Annotated in this window: 11 protein-coding genes and 1 tRNA gene; all 12 read left to right on the top strand. The window is 59.8% G+C overall.

The genetic code is table 11. The features are described 5' to 3' along the window. Positions 1 to 85: 85 nt before the first annotated feature. The 12 genes from ACWI6D_RS03095 to murB all read left to right on the top strand — a co-directional run bounded on the left by ACWI6D_RS03095 (position 86) and on the right by murB (position 16,743). Positions 86 to 161: transfer RNA gene (locus ACWI6D_RS03095), tRNA-Gly, on the top strand. Between the two features lie 237 nt (positions 162 to 398). Continuing rightward, on the top strand, positions 399 to 3,275 hold the full coding sequence (gene uvrA / locus ACWI6D_RS03090; RefSeq protein ID WP_449133625.1) for an excinuclease ABC subunit UvrA: 2,877 nt from the start codon (positions 399 to 401) through the stop codon (positions 3,273 to 3,275). 88 nt (positions 3,276 to 3,363) lie between these two features. Next, positions 3,364 to 4,935 (top strand): GNAT family N-acetyltransferase, encoded by a 1,572-nt coding sequence (locus ACWI6D_RS03085; protein WP_449133624.1) that lies wholly within the window; start codon positions 3,364 to 3,366, stop codon positions 4,933 to 4,935. A gap of 128 nt (positions 4,936 to 5,063) precedes the next feature. Next, on the top strand, positions 5,064 to 5,597 hold the full coding sequence (locus tag ACWI6D_RS03080; RefSeq protein ID WP_288285022.1) for a GNAT family N-acetyltransferase: 534 nt from the start codon (positions 5,064 to 5,066) through the stop codon (positions 5,595 to 5,597). An 84-nt stretch (positions 5,598 to 5,681) separates the two neighbouring features. Then, positions 5,682 to 6,818 (top strand): hypothetical protein, encoded by a 1,137-nt coding sequence (locus ACWI6D_RS03075; RefSeq protein ID WP_449133623.1) that lies wholly within the window; start codon positions 5,682 to 5,684, stop codon positions 6,816 to 6,818. A 570-nt stretch (positions 6,819 to 7,388) separates the two neighbouring features. Continuing rightward, the gene (locus ACWI6D_RS03070) at positions 7,389 to 10,598 is read left to right on the top strand and encodes a molybdopterin-dependent oxidoreductase (RefSeq protein ID WP_449133622.1); all 3,210 of its coding nucleotides are present in this window, start codon (positions 7,389 to 7,391) and stop codon (positions 10,596 to 10,598) included. Positions 10,599 to 10,610: 12 nt separating this feature from the next. Then, entirely contained in the window at positions 10,611 to 11,549 is a 939-nt protein-coding gene (locus ACWI6D_RS03065) for a 4Fe-4S dicluster domain-containing protein (protein WP_288285018.1), read from the top strand. Then, entirely contained in the window at positions 11,549 to 12,313 is a 765-nt protein-coding gene (locus ACWI6D_RS03060) for a cytochrome b/b6 domain-containing protein (protein ID WP_449133621.1), read from the top strand. Before ACWI6D_RS03065 ends, ACWI6D_RS03060 begins: the two co-directional genes overlap by 1 nt. A gap of 290 nt (positions 12,314 to 12,603) precedes the next feature. Next, positions 12,604 to 13,521 (top strand): formate dehydrogenase accessory protein FdhE, encoded by a 918-nt coding sequence (locus ACWI6D_RS03055; RefSeq protein WP_449133620.1) that lies wholly within the window; start codon positions 12,604 to 12,606, stop codon positions 13,519 to 13,521. Positions 13,522 to 13,858: 337 nt separating this feature from the next. Next, positions 13,859 to 14,119 carry a twin-arginine translocase TatA/TatE family subunit gene (gene tatA / locus ACWI6D_RS03050; protein ID WP_288285015.1) on the top strand — a complete coding sequence of 87 codons (261 nt, stop codon included), beginning with the start codon at positions 13,859 to 13,861 and terminating at the stop codon, positions 14,117 to 14,119. Positions 14,120 to 14,272: 153 nt separating this feature from the next. Beyond that, a complete protein-coding gene (locus ACWI6D_RS03045; RefSeq protein WP_449133619.1) occupies positions 14,273 to 15,817 on the top strand; it encodes a helix-turn-helix transcriptional regulator in 1,545 nt (514 codons plus the stop codon). Then, the gene (murB, locus tag ACWI6D_RS03040; protein ID WP_449133618.1) at positions 15,814 to 16,743 is read left to right on the top strand and encodes a UDP-N-acetylmuramate dehydrogenase; all 930 of its coding nucleotides are present in this window, start codon (positions 15,814 to 15,816) and stop codon (positions 16,741 to 16,743) included. The genes ACWI6D_RS03045 and murB overlap by 4 nt, the downstream gene beginning before the upstream one ends. Positions 16,744 to 16,777 lie beyond the last annotated feature (34 nt).

Below are 16,777 nucleotides of genomic sequence, written 5' to 3'. Positions count from 1 at the left end.
TGGTAAGGCAGAGGCCTGCAAAGCCTTCACCCCCGGTTCGAATCCGGGCGTCGCCTCCAAAAAGAGGCACTTGAAAGTTTAATATGCGGACATGGCTCAGCTGGTAGAGCATCACCTTGCCAAGGTGAGGGTCGCGGGTTCGAATCCCGTTGTCCGCTCCATGAATTTTAAGCGATCGGTGTTTCGGTCGCTTTTTTGATTTACGAGGTTGTTTTCTTCCACGTGTCGTTGCGATTGATCGCAATAGTTTGTGCGAATGTCCTACCTATTTGCCGGTAGGAATCTCATCGACATGCATCGCCCGCTCATAAAATGTGTAGCGCCCAATTTCTCATATACAAACACCTGTTCGTATGATAGGATACCACCGAACCATAAGCGTGAGAGGCTGGAGCAGCATGAGCCAGAATGCAATCGTTATCAAAGGCGCCCGCGAACATAATTTAAAAAACGTTGATGTTGAGATTCCTCGTGACAAGCTTGTTGTTATTACGGGTCTGTCCGGCAGCGGTAAGTCGAGCCTGGCGTTCGACACCATGTATGCGGAGGGACAGCGTCGCTATGTCGAAAGCCTTTCGAGCTACGCGCGCATGTTCCTTGGCCAGATGAGCAAACCTGACCTTGATAGCATCGACGGTCTTTCTCCAGCTGTGTCCATCGACCAGAAAACGACGTCGCGCAATCCTCGATCGACGGTGGGCACCACCACGGAGATTTACGACTATCTGCGTTTGCTGTATGCCCGTGTCGGCGTTCCTCATTGCCCTGAATGCGGGCGCGTTATTAAGAAGCAAACCACCGATCAGGTTACCGACGATATCCTCGCGCTTGACCCAGGTGCAAAGGCCATCATCATGGCGCCGGTTGTTGCGGGCCGAAAGGGTGAGTTCACGAAGCTTTTTGCCGATTTGGCTCACGAGGGCTTTAGCCGCGTGCGCATCGACGGCGAAATCGTGCGTTTGGATGGAGAGCCTCGCACGCTGAACAAAAAGATCAAGCACTTCATTGATGTGGTCGTCGATCGCGTGCAACTGAAAGAAAGCGCAACCGGACGTATTGCAGAAGCGGTCGAGCTTGCCACGAAACTTGCCGAAGGCCGCGTGTTGGTGCAGGTTTTAGGGCCCGATGGTAAGCCACAGGGTGAAGCCGGTGGTTCGTCTAGCGGAGCGAAAGGCGGTCTAGGTGCTGGCGAGCATCTGTTCTCGCTCGCTTTGGCATGCCCTGAGCACGGGCATTCTATGGATGAGCTTCAACCTCGCGACTTCAGCTTTAATGCTCCGTATGGCGCTTGCCCTGATTGCTCTGGCATCGGTAGCCGCGAAGAAGTTGACCCGTCGCTTGTGGTACCCGATCCTTCACTGACACTGGCGCAAGGTGCTATTGCGCCGTTCAAGAATGGGAACTATTACCCGCAGGTGCTGCGCGCGGTCGCTTTGCATATGGGCTGCGATGAAAACACCCCGTGGGAAGATATGCCGAAGAAAGTTCAGAAGGCGTTGCTGCACGGCTTGGGCGACGAAAAGGTGCGCGTCGACTACACCACGGTTGATGGTCGCAACACATATTGGTTCTTGGATTGGGAAGGCGCGTTGGCGGCGGTCATGCGTCGTTACCAAGAAGCGCAAAGCGATACCCAGCGCGAGAAACTGCAAAGCTATTTCGCTATCGTGCCTTGTCCGACGTGCGGCGGAAAGCGCTTGAAGCCCGAAATCCTTGCGGTTACGGTGGGCGGCAAATCAATTCACGAGGTTTGCGAGATGAGCGCCGTTGACTCGCTCGAGTTCTTCCAGGGCTTGCACTTTTCCGGTCAGCAGGGCAGCATCGCGAACCCTATTGTCAAGGAGATTGTCGCGCGTTTGAAGTTTCTCGTTGACGTGGGCCTTGACTACCTTACGCTCGAACGCGCAACAGCAACGCTGTCAGGCGGTGAAGCGCAGCGCATCAGGCTTGCCACGCAAATCGGCGCTGGCCTGATGGGCGTGCTGTACATTCTGGACGAGCCTTCTATCGGTTTGCATCAACGCGATAACGAGCGGCTTATTGCCACGCTTGAGCACTTGCGCGACCTGGGAAACACCGTCATCGTTGTCGAGCACGACGAGGATACTATCCGCGCGGCTGATTATGTTGTGGACATGGGCCCTGGAGCGGGCGAGCGCGGCGGCCAGGTGGTGGCGTGCGGCACGCCTGAAGAGGTGGCGCAGACGCCTGGTTCCATGACGGCGGACTACTTGTCCGGCAGGCGATCGATTCCTGTGCCTGAGAAGCGTCGCAATCCGCGTCGTGGTTCGTTGAAGCTGACGGGTGCGTGCGAAAACAACCTGAAAAACGTGACGCTTTCGGTGCCGTTCGGCACGTTGACGGTCATTACGGGTGTGTCGGGCAGCGGCAAAAGCTCGCTTATCACCGACACGCTTGCTCCGGCGTTGGCGAACCGCGTCAACCATGCGCATCGACGCACGGGCGGCTATAGGAAGATTACCGGCGTCGAGAACATCGATAAGGTCATCAACATCGACCAAAGCCCCATCGGCCGCACACCGCGAAGCAATCCTGCAACGTATATCGGCCTGTGGGACGATATACGTGCGCTGTTCGCCAGCACGCAGGAGAGCAAAGCCCATGGTTATGGCCCCGGGCGATTCAGCTTCAACGTCAGCGGTGGGCGTTGCGAAGCCTGCAAGGGCGATGGCCAGATTAAGATTGAGATGCATTTCCTCCCCGACATCTACGTGCCGTGCGAGGTGTGCGAGGGCAAACGCTATAACCGCGAGACGCTGCAGGTGACGTATCGTGGGAAGAACATCTCGGAAGTGCTTGACATGACCGTTGAAGATGCGCTTGTGTTCTTTGAGAACATCCCCGGCATCAAACGCAAGCTGCAAACCCTGTACGACGTGGGGCTTGGTTATATTCGCCTTGGCCAGCCCGCTACAACGCTTTCGGGCGGCGAAGCGCAGCGCGTGAAGCTTGCAAGCGAGCTGCATCGCCGTCAGACAGGCAAGACGTTCTATATTTTGGACGAGCCCACTACGGGGCTTCATTTCGAGGATGTGCGGCAGCTTTTGGTGGTGTTGCAGCGGTTGGTGGATGCGGGCAATACGGTGCTGGTGATCGAGCACAACCTCGATGTCATCAAAAGCGCCGACTACATTGTGGATTTAGGGCCCGAAGGCGGCGACCGCGGAGGCGCTATCGTGGCGCAGGGAACTCCTGAACACGTAGCTACTGTGAAGGAAAGCCACACCGGTAGATTCCTTGCGCGCATGCTGTAGAATAGCCGTCCCAATGAAATGGCGCCTGCATTAGCGGGCGTCATTTGACGTTATCGGTAAGTATCAGCATCTTGTAAAGGCAAGAGGCTTGGAAAGGAAAAACGTGTCGCAGGCGGCGGTGGTGCAAGGTCAGCATATGATGCGCGGAGTGATGTTCGCGCTGATAGGAGCTGTGTGCTGGGGGTTTTCGGGAACGTGCGCCCAATTGCTTATGAATCAGTATGACGCTCCCTCCGATTGGATCACCTGCGTGCGCATGCTGCTCTCCGCCGTGTTCTTCCTAGGCGTTGCCATCGTCAAGGATTGGCGCGCGCTTGCGGCATTGTTCCGAGACGTTCGCTCCGTCATCGGCATCGCGGTATTCGCCATCTTCGGTATCGTGCTGTGCCAGATGAGCTATCTCAACGTTATCCACTACACGTCTGCGGGCGTGGGAACCACGCTTGAGCAGCTAGGCCTTGTTCTTATCATGCTGTGGACGTGCTTGCGCAAGCATCGGCTTCCGAACGTGCGCGAAGTGCTGGGACTTGTCTTGGCACTGTTCGGGTTGGTGCTGATTGCAACCCAGGGCGATGTCAGCCGATTGGCGGTTTCGCAAGAAGGGCTGTTCTGGGGCATGATGTCCGCCGTGGCGTTGGCGTTGTACACGCTTATGCCGGTGAAGGTGCTGGCGAAATGGGGTTCTATGCTGGTGACGGGCTTCGCCATGCTGTTCGGCGGCGTTGCGTTGACGCCCGTTGTGCAGCCTTGGAACGTCCCCATGGAGCTTTCGGCCGGGGCGCTTGGAGCGTTTGCCGCCATTGTGCTGATTGGAACCTGCGCTGCGTACATGCTGTACCTGCAGGGCGTGAACGACTGCGGTCCGGTGAAGGCGGGCCTGCTGTGCGCGGCCGAGCCGGTGTCCGCCATGGTGCTTGCCGTCGTGTGGCTGCGCGACCCGGTTTCGGCATGGGATATCGCGGGGTGCATCTGTATTCTGCTTATGATCGTTATGGTTACCGAGCTTAAACCGAAAGCTGCCCCTGCGTCGGTTGCGGCCGACGTTGCGGGCGTCGAGGCGCCGGCTTACGTGCAGGACCCTCCGGTGTTTGCTGGCCGTGCATCGGTGCTTGGCTACTACAAAAGTCGTCCTGCCACCATGGACGATTTCAAGCGCGTGCAAACGTTGCTTGATGAAGCGCACGAGACGTATGCGCAGCTCGGGATCGACGAAGGGAAGTATAAGAAGTACCCCTCGGCTCGCCGTTTGACGCACAGCATCAAAAACGGCACCACTCATGTGGTGGAAAACGCGCTCGGGCAGCTTATCGCCGTGTATGCCGTGTCGTTTGCTCCTGATAAGAACTATGCGCGCGGGATTCACGGCGCCTGGCTGACCGATACGGCTGCCGAGCCTCAAAAGTACGCAGAATTGCATTGGGTTGCGGTTGATCGGCCGGCGCGCAGGCGCGGTGTCGGCTCGTTCATCCTTGACCGCGCTGCGCATATCGCGCGAGACGGGGGGAGGGCAAGCATCCGCGCAGACATCTATCCGGAAAACGAGCCCATGCGCTGGTTGCTAGAAAAACGCGGCTATAAGTTCTGTGGCACGCTGATGGTGAAAGACACGTTTGGGCGGGAAAAGCCGCGTTCGGCGTACGAGTTGGTGTTTCGTGCATAGCAAATCGAAACGGTTTGGTTGCAGTTGCCGGAAATGCCGGCAGGGCCGCAGCGGCCAAGGAGTACCATGGGAAGGCCTTGTTCGGGCATGAGGAGATCGCCGGTTTTCGGCTGAAAGTAGGAGCGGTTATGACAATGCAGTTCCGTCTTGCGACGCGAGACGATCTTGAGGGGATTTGGAACGTTCTCATGGACGGTAAGGCCGTTTTGGGAAAGCTGGGCATCGACCAGTGGCAGGGGTCGTATCCCTCGCGCGACGTCGTGCTTTCCGATATTGATGCAGGGTATTCCTATGTCGTTGAGGAAGATGGCGTCATCATCGCGACGGAGGCCATCACCTTCAACGGCGAAAAGGTGTATGACTGCATCGATGGCGTCTGGCTTACCGATTCCACCAGCGCCGCTCCTCGTTATGCGGTGCTGCATCGCGTGGCGTCGCTGAGCACGCAGTCAGGTCGCGGTTTGGGGCGCATGCTGCTTGCGTCGGGCCTGCAGGTTGCTCGAGAGCGTGGCAGCGAAAGCGTGCGCATTGAAACGCATCCCGCAAACGGTCCTATGCTGAAGCTTATCGAGCGTAGCGGCTTCACGCGTTGCGGCATCATCACCATCGACCATGCGGAAGGCGGCATTCCTGAGCGGGTTGCTTTCGAGGTTGTTTTGTAGCGTTTATGCACGACAATTTGTAATCTTCGCGCGCGTCAGCCGTCGGTTGGAGCCGCAACGAAAGCTTTGCCTATACTGATATCCATGTCTACGAGAACTCGCGAAAAACAAGCGCTCGGCGTATTTGCCGTGCTGATTGTCCTGAGCCTTTTAGGGCTGGGGTGGTACCTTGTTGCGGGCCATTCGTGGAACGTTGCCGCCTCGACCATCGACGAGAAGGTCGGCCAGATGGACGGTTACGTTGCACTGGTGTACTCGGGAACCGTGTTGCCCGAACCCGAAGAGGTGGCAAGCGCTTCTTCGTCGAAAAATGCAGACGGGGAATCGGCTGCGGGGCAGAGCGAAAGCTCCTCATCGCGATCGGTGTTCGATTCGCTGACGTCGAACTCGAAAAAGTCTGCCTCTTCGAGTTCGACGATGGGGGATATGCGCTCGGACGAGGCCTCTGGGTTCACGTCCGACGTGGCCGGCATTGCCGCCCCCGTGGTTTCAGATGACGAGGATTCCGCCGGCCGGTCTGCTTCTGCAGCTGCTGGCGCTTCGACCCCCTCTTCCCTTACCGGCGAGATGGAGTCTTATGCTGACGCTTTTCAAGCCTCTTCTGCTGAAGATGCGGATGCCGATAAACGCGTTGCTGCTTCTTCGGGTGATGGTTCGGCTCCTTCGGCTGAAGGAGACAGCGCCGCAGATGGCGCTAGCGCCGCCGATGACGATTCTGCAGCCGCCGTATCCGGCTCGTTGTCTGATGACGCTTCCTCGGATGTGGCGTCGAGCGGCCGCAAGGCGCTGGTGTCTCCGAAAGCCAATCCCGTGGAACCGGAAAGCGTGCGCGACAGCTACCTGGAAAAGGGCGCGCAGGTGCTTGTGCTCGACACGAAGCACCCTTCGGTCTACGAGGACGGCATGATCGTGAAGCGTGGCTCGAAACGCATCGGGGTGTTCTCTGTGGATGTGCCGCTGTCGGAAGAGGCGGCGCAAGAGCGGCTCGATTACTTTAAAGAAGCTAAAGTCGACGTTGTCGTGTGCATTGCTTCGGTACGCTCATATGTGCGCAATGCCACGGGCATCGATGTGGTGGTGACGCTGCAAGACGACGTGTCCACCATGGGCACCAACGCGAACGGCACGTTCTACGTCAACGCGCCGAGCATCGATTCGGTTGGCGCAGTGCTGCTTTCCCCGAACAACGTTGTTTCCGCAAAGGTTGTGGACAGCCTGTAGGCAATCGTGGTGCCTACAACGGGTTTGGTTCGCATTTGATGCGCGGCCGCCCAATGGGCAGCAAAGACAATCGGTTCTGCCTCGATGGCGCGGCCCGGTTTTTCTCGCGATTGCCAGCAAATCGCTAGCTAAAATACTCCCCGAAGTCCTTTCTCGTGTATCAATGTCGCATTTCTTGATACGGTTTGATACGGAACTGACTGATACGGAATCGCTAATTTGTCCGGGATATTTCTATTATCCCTATTTCAGGTGGATGCAAACATTCGATTTAGGTCATTCTTGTACCCTTATCTGGCGAAATCGGGGAAATATCCCCTTATGACCCTCTGACCCTAAAGGGGTTATTTTGCTCGAATGTTGTTCTAACGCTGCCATTTACCCAATTTGTGTCAAAACCGTATCACTTTTTCCTCTATCATCGTCAATCGGTTACGCGCGTGCACGGCGCGTGGCCGGCGCACTGCGCTCAGCGCACTCCTGCCGCGACCTCCAGTCGGCAAGAGGGCACTGCGCAGTTTCGCAACAGAACAAAGACGAGTGCAAGACGAGTAGGAAAGGAGTGAGGACATGAACCTGTCACGCAGGGGCTTCTTTAAAGCCACTGGTGCCGCGCTGGCTACGACGATGGCGTTCGAGCTTTCCTCGCAGACCCAGGCGTTCGCGTCTGAGTCCAAGGAAGATTGGAAGCTGGTGAACACCGAAGAGTACACGAACATCTGCTGCTACTGCGCAGGTGGTTGCGGTTCTCTGCTTTCGGTGCGCGACGGCGAGCTGATCAACCTGGAAGGCGACCCGGACCATCCCATCAACGAAGGCGGCCTGTGCCCGAAGGGCGCGACGATGTTCCAGCTGCGCAACGTCGTCGATCCCGAAACGAAAGAGGTCATCAAGAACCCGAAGCGCGTCACGCGCCCGCTGGTTCGTCGTCCCGGTGCTTCCGATTGGGAAGACATCACGTGGGAAGATGCCATCGCTGAAATCGCGCGCAAGGTCAAGGACACGCGCGACGCCTCGTTCATCGAGAAGAACGAAAACGGCCTGACGGTGAACCACACGCCGGCCATCGCAAGCCTGGGCGGCTCCCAGGAAAACTCCGAGGAGGAATACCTGATCCTCAAGATGATGCGTTCCTTGGGCGTCATCGCCATCGACAATCAGGCTCGTGTTTGACACGGCCCCACTGTTGCCGGTCTGGCAGCTTCATTCGGTCGTGGCTCCATGACGAGCCATTGGTGCGACTTCCAAAACACCGACGTTATCTTGAACTGCGGTTCGAACTCCGTTGAAAACCATCCCGTCAGCGCGCTGTGGCTTGAGAAGGCCCACGAGCAGGGCGCTAAGTGGATCGTTGTCGACCCGCGTTACACCCGTACCGCCGAGCAGGCGGACATCTGGTGCCCCATCCGTTCCGGCACCGACATCGCGTTCTACGGTGGCATGTACAATTACATCATCGAGAACCTCATCGAGCCTGGCCTGGCGAATTACCTGGCCGACGGCGATATGAGCGAATACAACTTCGAGTACCTGCTCAACTACACCAACGCTTCCTACATCCTTGACCCTGAATACGAATTCGATCCCGCAACGGGTCTGTTCAGCGGTTGGAACGAGAAGACCAAGACGTACAACGTGCACAGCTGGCACTACGAGACCGAGTCCACCGAGGACTGGGACACCAGCGAAACCGGCGCCTACTCTTGGGTCACAAAGCCCGGCACCCCTGAATTCACCACGCCGACGCTGACGAACCCGAAGAAGGACATGACGCTGCAGGACCCCATGTGCGTCTACCAGCAATTCAAGAAGCACTATTCTCGTTACACGCTTGACACCGTTTCCGGTATCTGCGGCATGGACAAGGACGTTCTTGAACTCGTCTACAAAACCTATACCTCTACTGCCAAGCCTGGCAAGGCCGGTACCGTGTTGTACGCCCTGGGCCAGACGCAGCACACCTATGGCGCTCAGAACACCCGCGCCATGTGCATCATGCAGCTGCTGCTTGGAAACATCGGCGTGCCCGGCGGCGGCGTGAATGCGCTGCGCGGTGAGCCGAACGTGCAGGGCGCCACGGACATGGGCATGATGGTGAACGAGCATCCTGCCTATCTGAAGTGGGCAAACACCACCGATCGATCCAGCCTGCGCAAGTGGCTGGAGTCCCAGACGTACTCCGACGGCTACTATACGAACAAGCCGAAGTTCATCGTTTCCTCTCTGAAGGAATGGTTCGGCGAGAACGCTACCGTTGAGAACGACTACGGCTACGACTGGTGGCCGAAGGTTCCGTCCGAGACGGGTGCCGTGGACTACACGCACATCTCCACGTTCGAGCTCATGCAGCAGGGCGTCATCAAGGGCTACTTCAACTGGGGTATGAACCCCTGCCACTCGGCCCCGAACGCCGGCAACGTGCGCCGATCCATGGCCAACCTTGATTGGCTGGTTGTTGCCGATCAGGTCATCACCGAGTCAGCCAGCTTCTGGAAGGCCCCGGACATGAACCCGGCCGACATCGACACCACGGTCTACTACCTGCCGTGCGCGCTGATCTACGAGAAGCCGGGCATCATCCTGAACTCCGGCCGCTGGATCCAGTACCGCTACCAGGCGTGCGAGCCGTGGGACCAGGCGAAGCCGGACTACGAGATGTGCGACCTCATCTGGACCGCCATCTGCGACCTGTACAAGAAGGAAGGCGGCGCGAACCCTGATCCTATCTTGAAGACGAAGTGGGATTACTACGTGGACGGCAAGATTGACCCACGCCCCGTGGCCTGGGCGCTCAACGGCTACCGCGTGGCCGGCACCGATTGCAACTGCGATTCGAAGAACCCGAAGACCGACCTGCTCACCGGCTATGCCGAGCTGGGCGCCGACGGTTCCACCGCATGCGCCATGTGGATTTACTCCGGCATGTGGAACAACAACAAGGCGCCGCTTGACCCGGCCGAGCAGCCGCTGTGCCGCCGCAGCACTGAGGACAAGTCCGGCATCGGCCTGAACTCCGAATGGGCGTTCAGCTGGCCGTCGAACCGCCGCATCCTGTACAACCGCAACAGCTGCGACATGCAGGGCAAGCCGTGGAACGCCGACAAGAAGCTCATGGAGTGGACGGGCGAGAAGTGGGATCTGGTCGACCAGGCCGACTTCGTTGCCGCCAAAGACGGCAAGCCGGTTCCGCCGAACAACAAGACGTTCTTCATGCTGTGGGAGCAGAACGCCCGCCTGGAGAGCTATGGCATGGTCGACGGCCCGCTGCCTGAGCACTTCGAGCCGTTCGAGTCCCCGTGCGACGACAACCCGCTCAACGGCGCGTTCCAGAACCCCTGCGCGTTCGGCGTGAACTACGCATCCACGAAGCAGGGCACGAAGGAGCAGTACCCGATCGTCGGCACCACCTACTCGGTGACCGAGCATTGGCAGACCGGCGGCCAGACACGTTTGTGCCCGTCGCTGGTGGAATCCATGCCTTCGCAGTTCGTCGAGATGAGCGAAGAGCTTGCCGCCGAGAAGGGCATCAAGAACGGCGACGAGGTGCGCGTGTTCAACAACCGCGGTTCTGTTGTGGTTCCGGCCTTGGTCACGAAGCGTTTCGCGCCCATGACCGTCAACGGCAAGATGCAGCATCAGGTGGGCCTCACGCACCACTTCGGCTGGGCCGACCTGTACGGCACCGGTGACGTGGTGAACGATCTGACGCCGAACGTTGGCGACCCGAACTCGTTCACGCCCGAATACAAGGCGTTCCTCGTGGACATCGAGAAGGCATAGGAGGGATAGAACATGTCTGAAAAAGCGATTTACTTCGATTCCTCCAAGTGCACCGCTTGCAAGGGCTGCCAGGTTGCTTGCAAGTGCTGGAACAACCTTCCGAGCCCCTTGGGCACGAACGAGACGAAATGGTCGGGCACGCACCAGAACCCGGCCGACATCAACGGCAACACCCGCTTGATCATCACGTTCAACGAGCTTGCCGGCGACAGCAAGATCAAGCCGGTGAAGTGGGCGTTCGGCCGTCGTGCTTGCCAGCACTGCACCGATGCTCCTTGCGCCACGGTGTGCCCTGGCGGCGCGCTTGTGCGCAACGAGGACACCGGCTTCGTCGAGGTGCACCAGGACAAGTGTGTGGGCTGCCAGTACTGCCACAGCGTGTGCCCGTTCGACGTGCCGCGCTATGAGTCCAACGGCCTGCTTGACAAGACCGTTATCGACAAGTGCACCGGTTGCGCCGACCGCGTGTCCCACGGCATGGCTCCGGCCTGCGTATCCACGTGCCAGCCAAATGCCCTGCAGTTCGGCGACCGCGACGAGATGATTGCCAAGGGCAAGGAAAAGGTCGAATGGCTGCATGAGAACGGCTATCCGGATGCTTGCCTGTTCGGCGAGAACGAGATGGGCGGCTTGCATGTCATCCAGGTGCTGAAGTACGGCATCGAGGCCCATGGCCAGGTTGCCGACCCGCAGGTGCCCGCAACGGCGCAGCTGACCCAGATCATGAAGCCGGTCACCGGCGCCCTGACGGGTCTGACCGTCGTCGGATTGGCTGCCATGTTCGGCCTGGCCGTCGGCTACAAGCGCGATACGCTGGCGTACAACCCCGAGACCGAGGATACGGTGTCGGTTATCACGGGCGACGTCGTGCAGCACGGCGACCCGCAGGACGACAAGTCTGTTGTTGAGCACATCACCGAGAATCTGCCGTTCGGGAAGGGAGGCAAATAATGAGCCATACCGTTACCGTTTCCGCGGAAGCTCGTGCCAAAGACGATGCGTTCCTGAAGGAGCGCAAGGCTTCCGGCAAGCAGAAGTACATCGTCCGCCACTCGAAGCAGGCGCGCGTCACGCACGGCGTCACGGTCATCGCCTGCATCCTGCTGTGCATTTCCGGCCTGTTCGTGTTCGTGCCGCAGCTGGCTCAGGCCGTCGGTGCTGACACGGTGTTCGCCATCCGCATGAGCCATCGCGTGATCGGCTGCATCTTCGTGCTGGTGCCGCTTATCAGCGCCATCCTGGCGCCGAAGGGCGTGGCGCACATCTTCAAGAACCTGTTCGCGAAGTGGAATTCCGACGACAAGAAGTGGATGCTGCTGTTCTTCCCGTACCTGTTCATGGCGAAGTGGATTCACATGCCCGACCAGGACGAGGTGAAGTCCGGCCAGCGATTCGCCGACGGCATGCTGTGGCTTGCCGGCGCGCTTATGGGCGTCACGGGCGTCATCCTGATGCTCGGTTCCACCGTGTTGAACCTGGGCACGGGCTATGGCGTGGTGCTGTTTCTGCACGACCTGGGCTTTTTGCTCATCGCCGTGTTCGGTTTGGCCCACATCTTCCTGGGCGGCGGCATCTTCCAGCCGTACCGTGGTACGTACAAGCTTATGTTCGGCGACGGCCTGGTGTCCGAAGCCGACGCTCTGTACCACTGGGGTCACTGGGCTCGTAAAGAGCTGACCAGCGGCGAGAAGGTTGTTGAGAAGAGCGCGAAATAGGTCTTTTCGCGGCATGAAATAAGGATGGGCGGCCTGAAGCCAGACCGCCCATCTAACCGGTAGCCCGGTGCTTCGCAGACATTCCCGCGCCTGAGCGCTGGAGTGAGCGCCGGGCTACCGGTTATGCATTCTATAGCTTGATGCCAAATGGATGGATGACGATTCGGGTTCTTCCATCCATTTGGCAACATGAGCCGGCCTTACGGCGAACACCTGCGCATTCGGGTTTGTTCGCGGCGGTAAGCTGGCATTGTCAAGCAAGGCGGAAACAACGAGAACGAGGTTGGACGATGAACCTGAAGCTGGCGGATGCGGCTATTGCCGCGTATGAACCGAAGCTGTCCGAGTCGGAAGCCGCGCGTCTGCGCTTCTTCCGCACGCTGTGGGGCGTTCAAGACGAGCTGCAGCACGAGTATCCGAGCGCGGTGACGTATGAGGTTCCGCAGGCAGCGGATTTGAAGGCCTGCTCCGAAACCGAGCAGCCCACCATGCGCGCGTATCCCGTTTCGTTTGATAGCGAAGCGCTGGTGGACGGCGTGGCGCGTATGGCGGCGGCCATGGCGCTGTTCGACGAGTTCGATCAGTCGTCGCGCGATGCGCTTGCGGGCGTGCGCTGGGATCGCATGGTTGCCGCTTCCGACGTGAAGCTTGCCGGCACCGATCCCGCGGCGTATGTTGATGCGTTCTTGGGGTTGCTTGTTGACGACGGTCTGAGCGAGGTTGCCGCTCGCATGGGCGCGGCGGCTGTTTCGCTGGCGTTGCGCGCGTTTTTGGAGCCCATGGCGCAGGCGGTGCAGCAGGCGCGTAGCGAAAACGGCGTCGATAAGCCGTATCCCGTGCATTGCCCGGTATGCGGTTGCGAGGCTTCGGTGGCGCACGTGGGCACCGTCGGCACGAAAACGAAGGGCCGTGGACGTGCGCTGTGGTGCGCGCAGTGCGGCTGCGTGTGGGATTTCGAGCGCGTGCGTTGCGCTCGTTGCGGCACGCAGAACCAGGGCCATTTGCACTTCTATAACGTGGAGGGCGACGACGACCATCGCATTGCCACGTGCGACGAGTGCGGCGGCTACGTGCGCACGGTGTACGAGGAGGACACGCCTCAGGCGGCGCTGTACCCGTTCAGCTTCGAGGTTGAGGACGTTATCATGGCCAAGCTTGACCTGATTGCGTACCGTCAACTTGTTGCGCAGGAGCAGCAGGAAGGCTAGGCACGCGCTAGACGTGCGTGAAAACGGCTCGCTTTCACGGTTTACGAAATTGTTTGATAGAAGGCCCCATCGAGTTTACTCAGTGGGGCCTTTTTGCTTGCATGACAAGTTACGCAGTGATGAACTGGGAAAACTAGATTTGTACGCACTTTGCATGACAAGCATTTTTTTGCCAATACGTACAAAGTCACGGATCTGCATGATAGACGCTGCGGTGCGTGGAAGGCATGATTCGATGCGTTGAAACGAGCCGGCGAAAAGGTCGCCGGCCATAACGGCAAGCGATACTGCTCGAACGCGGTTCGCGCCGCGTACGAGCGATTCAAAGGAGAATCACATGAAGTTTTTGGGCATGGGCGTTCCCGAGCTGCTTATCATCCTGGTCGTTGTTCTTCTGATCTTTGGTCCCAAGAACCTTCCCAAGCTCGGCAGCGCTATCGGCAAGTCCGTGAAGAGCCTGCGCGACGGCATGTCCTCCGACGAAGGCAAGCCCGAGGTCGAGCTTGACGAGGACGAGGAAGTGGAAGTGCCGCAGCCGAAGAAAAAGCAGGCCGTGAAGGCCGCGAAGAAGGCTCCGGCCGAGGATTCCGCCGAGTAACCTTAACAAGGTATTCCCTGCGCTTTCAGACGAGGCGCAGCGCAACAGCAAACAGTCAAACGCCTGCGCATTTCGCGTGGGCGTTTGACGTTTCTGGGCTGATGTTCGGGCCCGGGCGGCGGTTGCGGGCGCCCGGGCTGTTACACTGGGGGCATGTCGAAACTTGCTATCTCTCATACCGCCCCGCCAGCGTCTTCTGCTGTTCGCTTGAAGCTGCGCACGCTGCTTGGATATGCCTGCAACCAGGCGTTCATGTTCTCCCTTTTCTACATGGGGTGGAACAGCGCGCAGCGCGTTGGCGGCGTAACATTCGAGCGCGTGGACCTGCTGGTGACGCTGCTTTTGTGCGCGGGCTCGCTGACCGTCATGCGCATGCTGACGCGCCGCGTTCGCGACGTGCTTTTGTCGCGCAACTTCCTTTGGTGCTATGCCGTGCTGCTGGCAATCGGCTCGTCCGTTTCGCTCCCCGCTGAATACGGCATCGTTTCCTTTTTGCTTGAGGGCTTGCTGGTGGGCATGCCGTTTGCCTGCATGCTCGCGGCGTGGGGACGCGCCTTGGCCGCTCGGCCGCATGGCGAAACCGCGCGCGGCGTGCTGCTTGCCACGGCCGTTGCCGCGGTGTTCGCGTTTTTGCTGCTGCTGGTCTGCTCGGTGCATCCGTGGGCTTTAGCCGTTGCCAACCTGCTTCCGTTCGCCAGCGCCTGGGCGCTTGCCGGCGCGGCGCCTTTTTCAGGGGATGCTGCGGCATCGCAAGGCTCAGACGCCGCTGCGAATGACGCGCAAATCCAGGCGGGCGCGGGCTTCTCGTTTGGGCAGCTGCTGGCAACGAAGCAGCAGCGTGCCGAAACCGCCCGCATTTCGCGCAAGGTCATTGCCGGCGCGGCTCTGTTCGGTTTGTCGGGCGGCCTGATGGAGACGTACGCCTCTGACCCCGGCATGATTGCCACGCCCACGTTCGCCGCTACGTTGCTGCTGCTGGCGCTGTTCTGCGCCGGGTCACTGCAGGTGGTGGGGACCCCGGGCAGGCACGGGCAGTCGCAAAGCGAGGTCAGCTCGCTTTTGGTGGGCGTGTACCGCATCGCGCTGCTGGTGATGTTGGCGGGCTATCTGTTCATGCCCGTGCTCGAGCCGTTCGGCGTGCCGGGCGACTCCATCGTGCTGGCGGGCTATCTGGGGCTTACGGCCGTGCTTGTGTCGCTGTTCATCTTGACGGCGAAGCTGACGGGCATGGACGGCGCCCTGTCGTTTTCGCGCGGTTTCGCGGCGCTGTACTTCGGCGAAGCATTCGGCCTGGCGTTGGGAAACGCGCTGGAGATTGTTTCCCCGTCGGGCAACATGCCGTTCGCCGTTGCCTCGTGCGCGGGGCTTGCTACGCTGTATGCGTACGTGTTCCTGTTCACGGAAAGCGACTTCATCGCGCTGTCGTGCATCGCGAAGCAAGCCGACCGCTTTGAGGACGCGTGCCGAGCCATCATCGAGCGGTACAAGCTGTCGAAGCGCGAGTCGGAGATTCTGCCGCTGGCGTTGCGCGGCCGCACGGGCGAGCGCATTGCGTCCGAGCTGTTCATCGCGAAGAGCACGGTGGACACGCACCTGCGCCGCATCTATGGGAAATGCGGCGTGCACAGCCGTCAGGAGCTTATCGATTTAAGTGAGCGGCAAACGAAAGATTTCATTTCGGGTAAGGAGTCGTCGTGACGAAGATTGACGCTACGTTGACAGAAGTGCTGCGCGGTATTGTCGGCCCTGAGGCCGTTCGCACCGGCGCACCTATGAGTGAGTTGACCACGTTTCGCATCGGCGGTCCGGCTGCCGTGGTCGTCGAGCCTGCAACGGCCGATGAAGCGGCGCAGGTGCTGGGCGCGTGCCATGCGGCTGGCGCCGAGGTTCGCGTGCTGGGCTTGGGAAGCGACTTGCTGGTGTCCGATGCTGGTGTGGACGCTGTGGTCGTGCGGCTTGCGCAACGCTTCTCGGGCATCAAGGTGCAAGGCACGAAGCTGTTCGTGGATGCGGGCGCTTCGAACGAGCAGGTGGCACAGGCTGCTCTGGCGGCCGGGCTTGCCGGCTACGAGTTCGCCAGCGGCATTCCGGGCACCATCGGCGGCGCGGCCATTATGAACGCGGGCGCTTACGGCGGCGAGTTTCGCGACGTGTGCTGCGGCTTGACGTGCGCCACGCCGGACGGCCGCATCGTTGAGGTGACTGCCTGGCAGGCGTGCTGGGGCTATCGCCATTCCATGATGGGGGATGAGGGCTGGACCGTGTTGGGCGCCGTGCTGCAGCTGCGCCCCGATAACGCCGCGTCCATCCGCACGCGCATGGACGACCTTTCGGCGCGCCGAGCGGAAAAACAGCCGCTTGATATGCCCAGCGCCGGCTCCACGTTCAAACGCCCGGCGGGGTATTTCGCGGGCAAGCTGATCCAGGATGCCGGGCTGCGCGGGTTTCGCGTCGGCGGCGCGCAGGTGTCGCAGAAGCACACGGGCTTCGTGGTGAACGCGGGCGGCGCCACCGCCGCTGATGTGCGCGAGCTTATCGCGCGGGTGCAGCAGCGCGTGTTCGAAAACGAAGGCGTGCGCCTTGAGCCCGAGGTGCGCATGTGGGGTTTTGCCGACAGGCAGTAAACGGTGCTGCGGCGTTGAGGCGGTTGTTCTACCA

This window comes from Senegalimassilia sp., assembly GCF_977052095.1.
The sequence above is the reverse complement of the archived record's forward strand: the minus strand, read 5'-3'. Positions and strand labels throughout refer to the sequence as shown.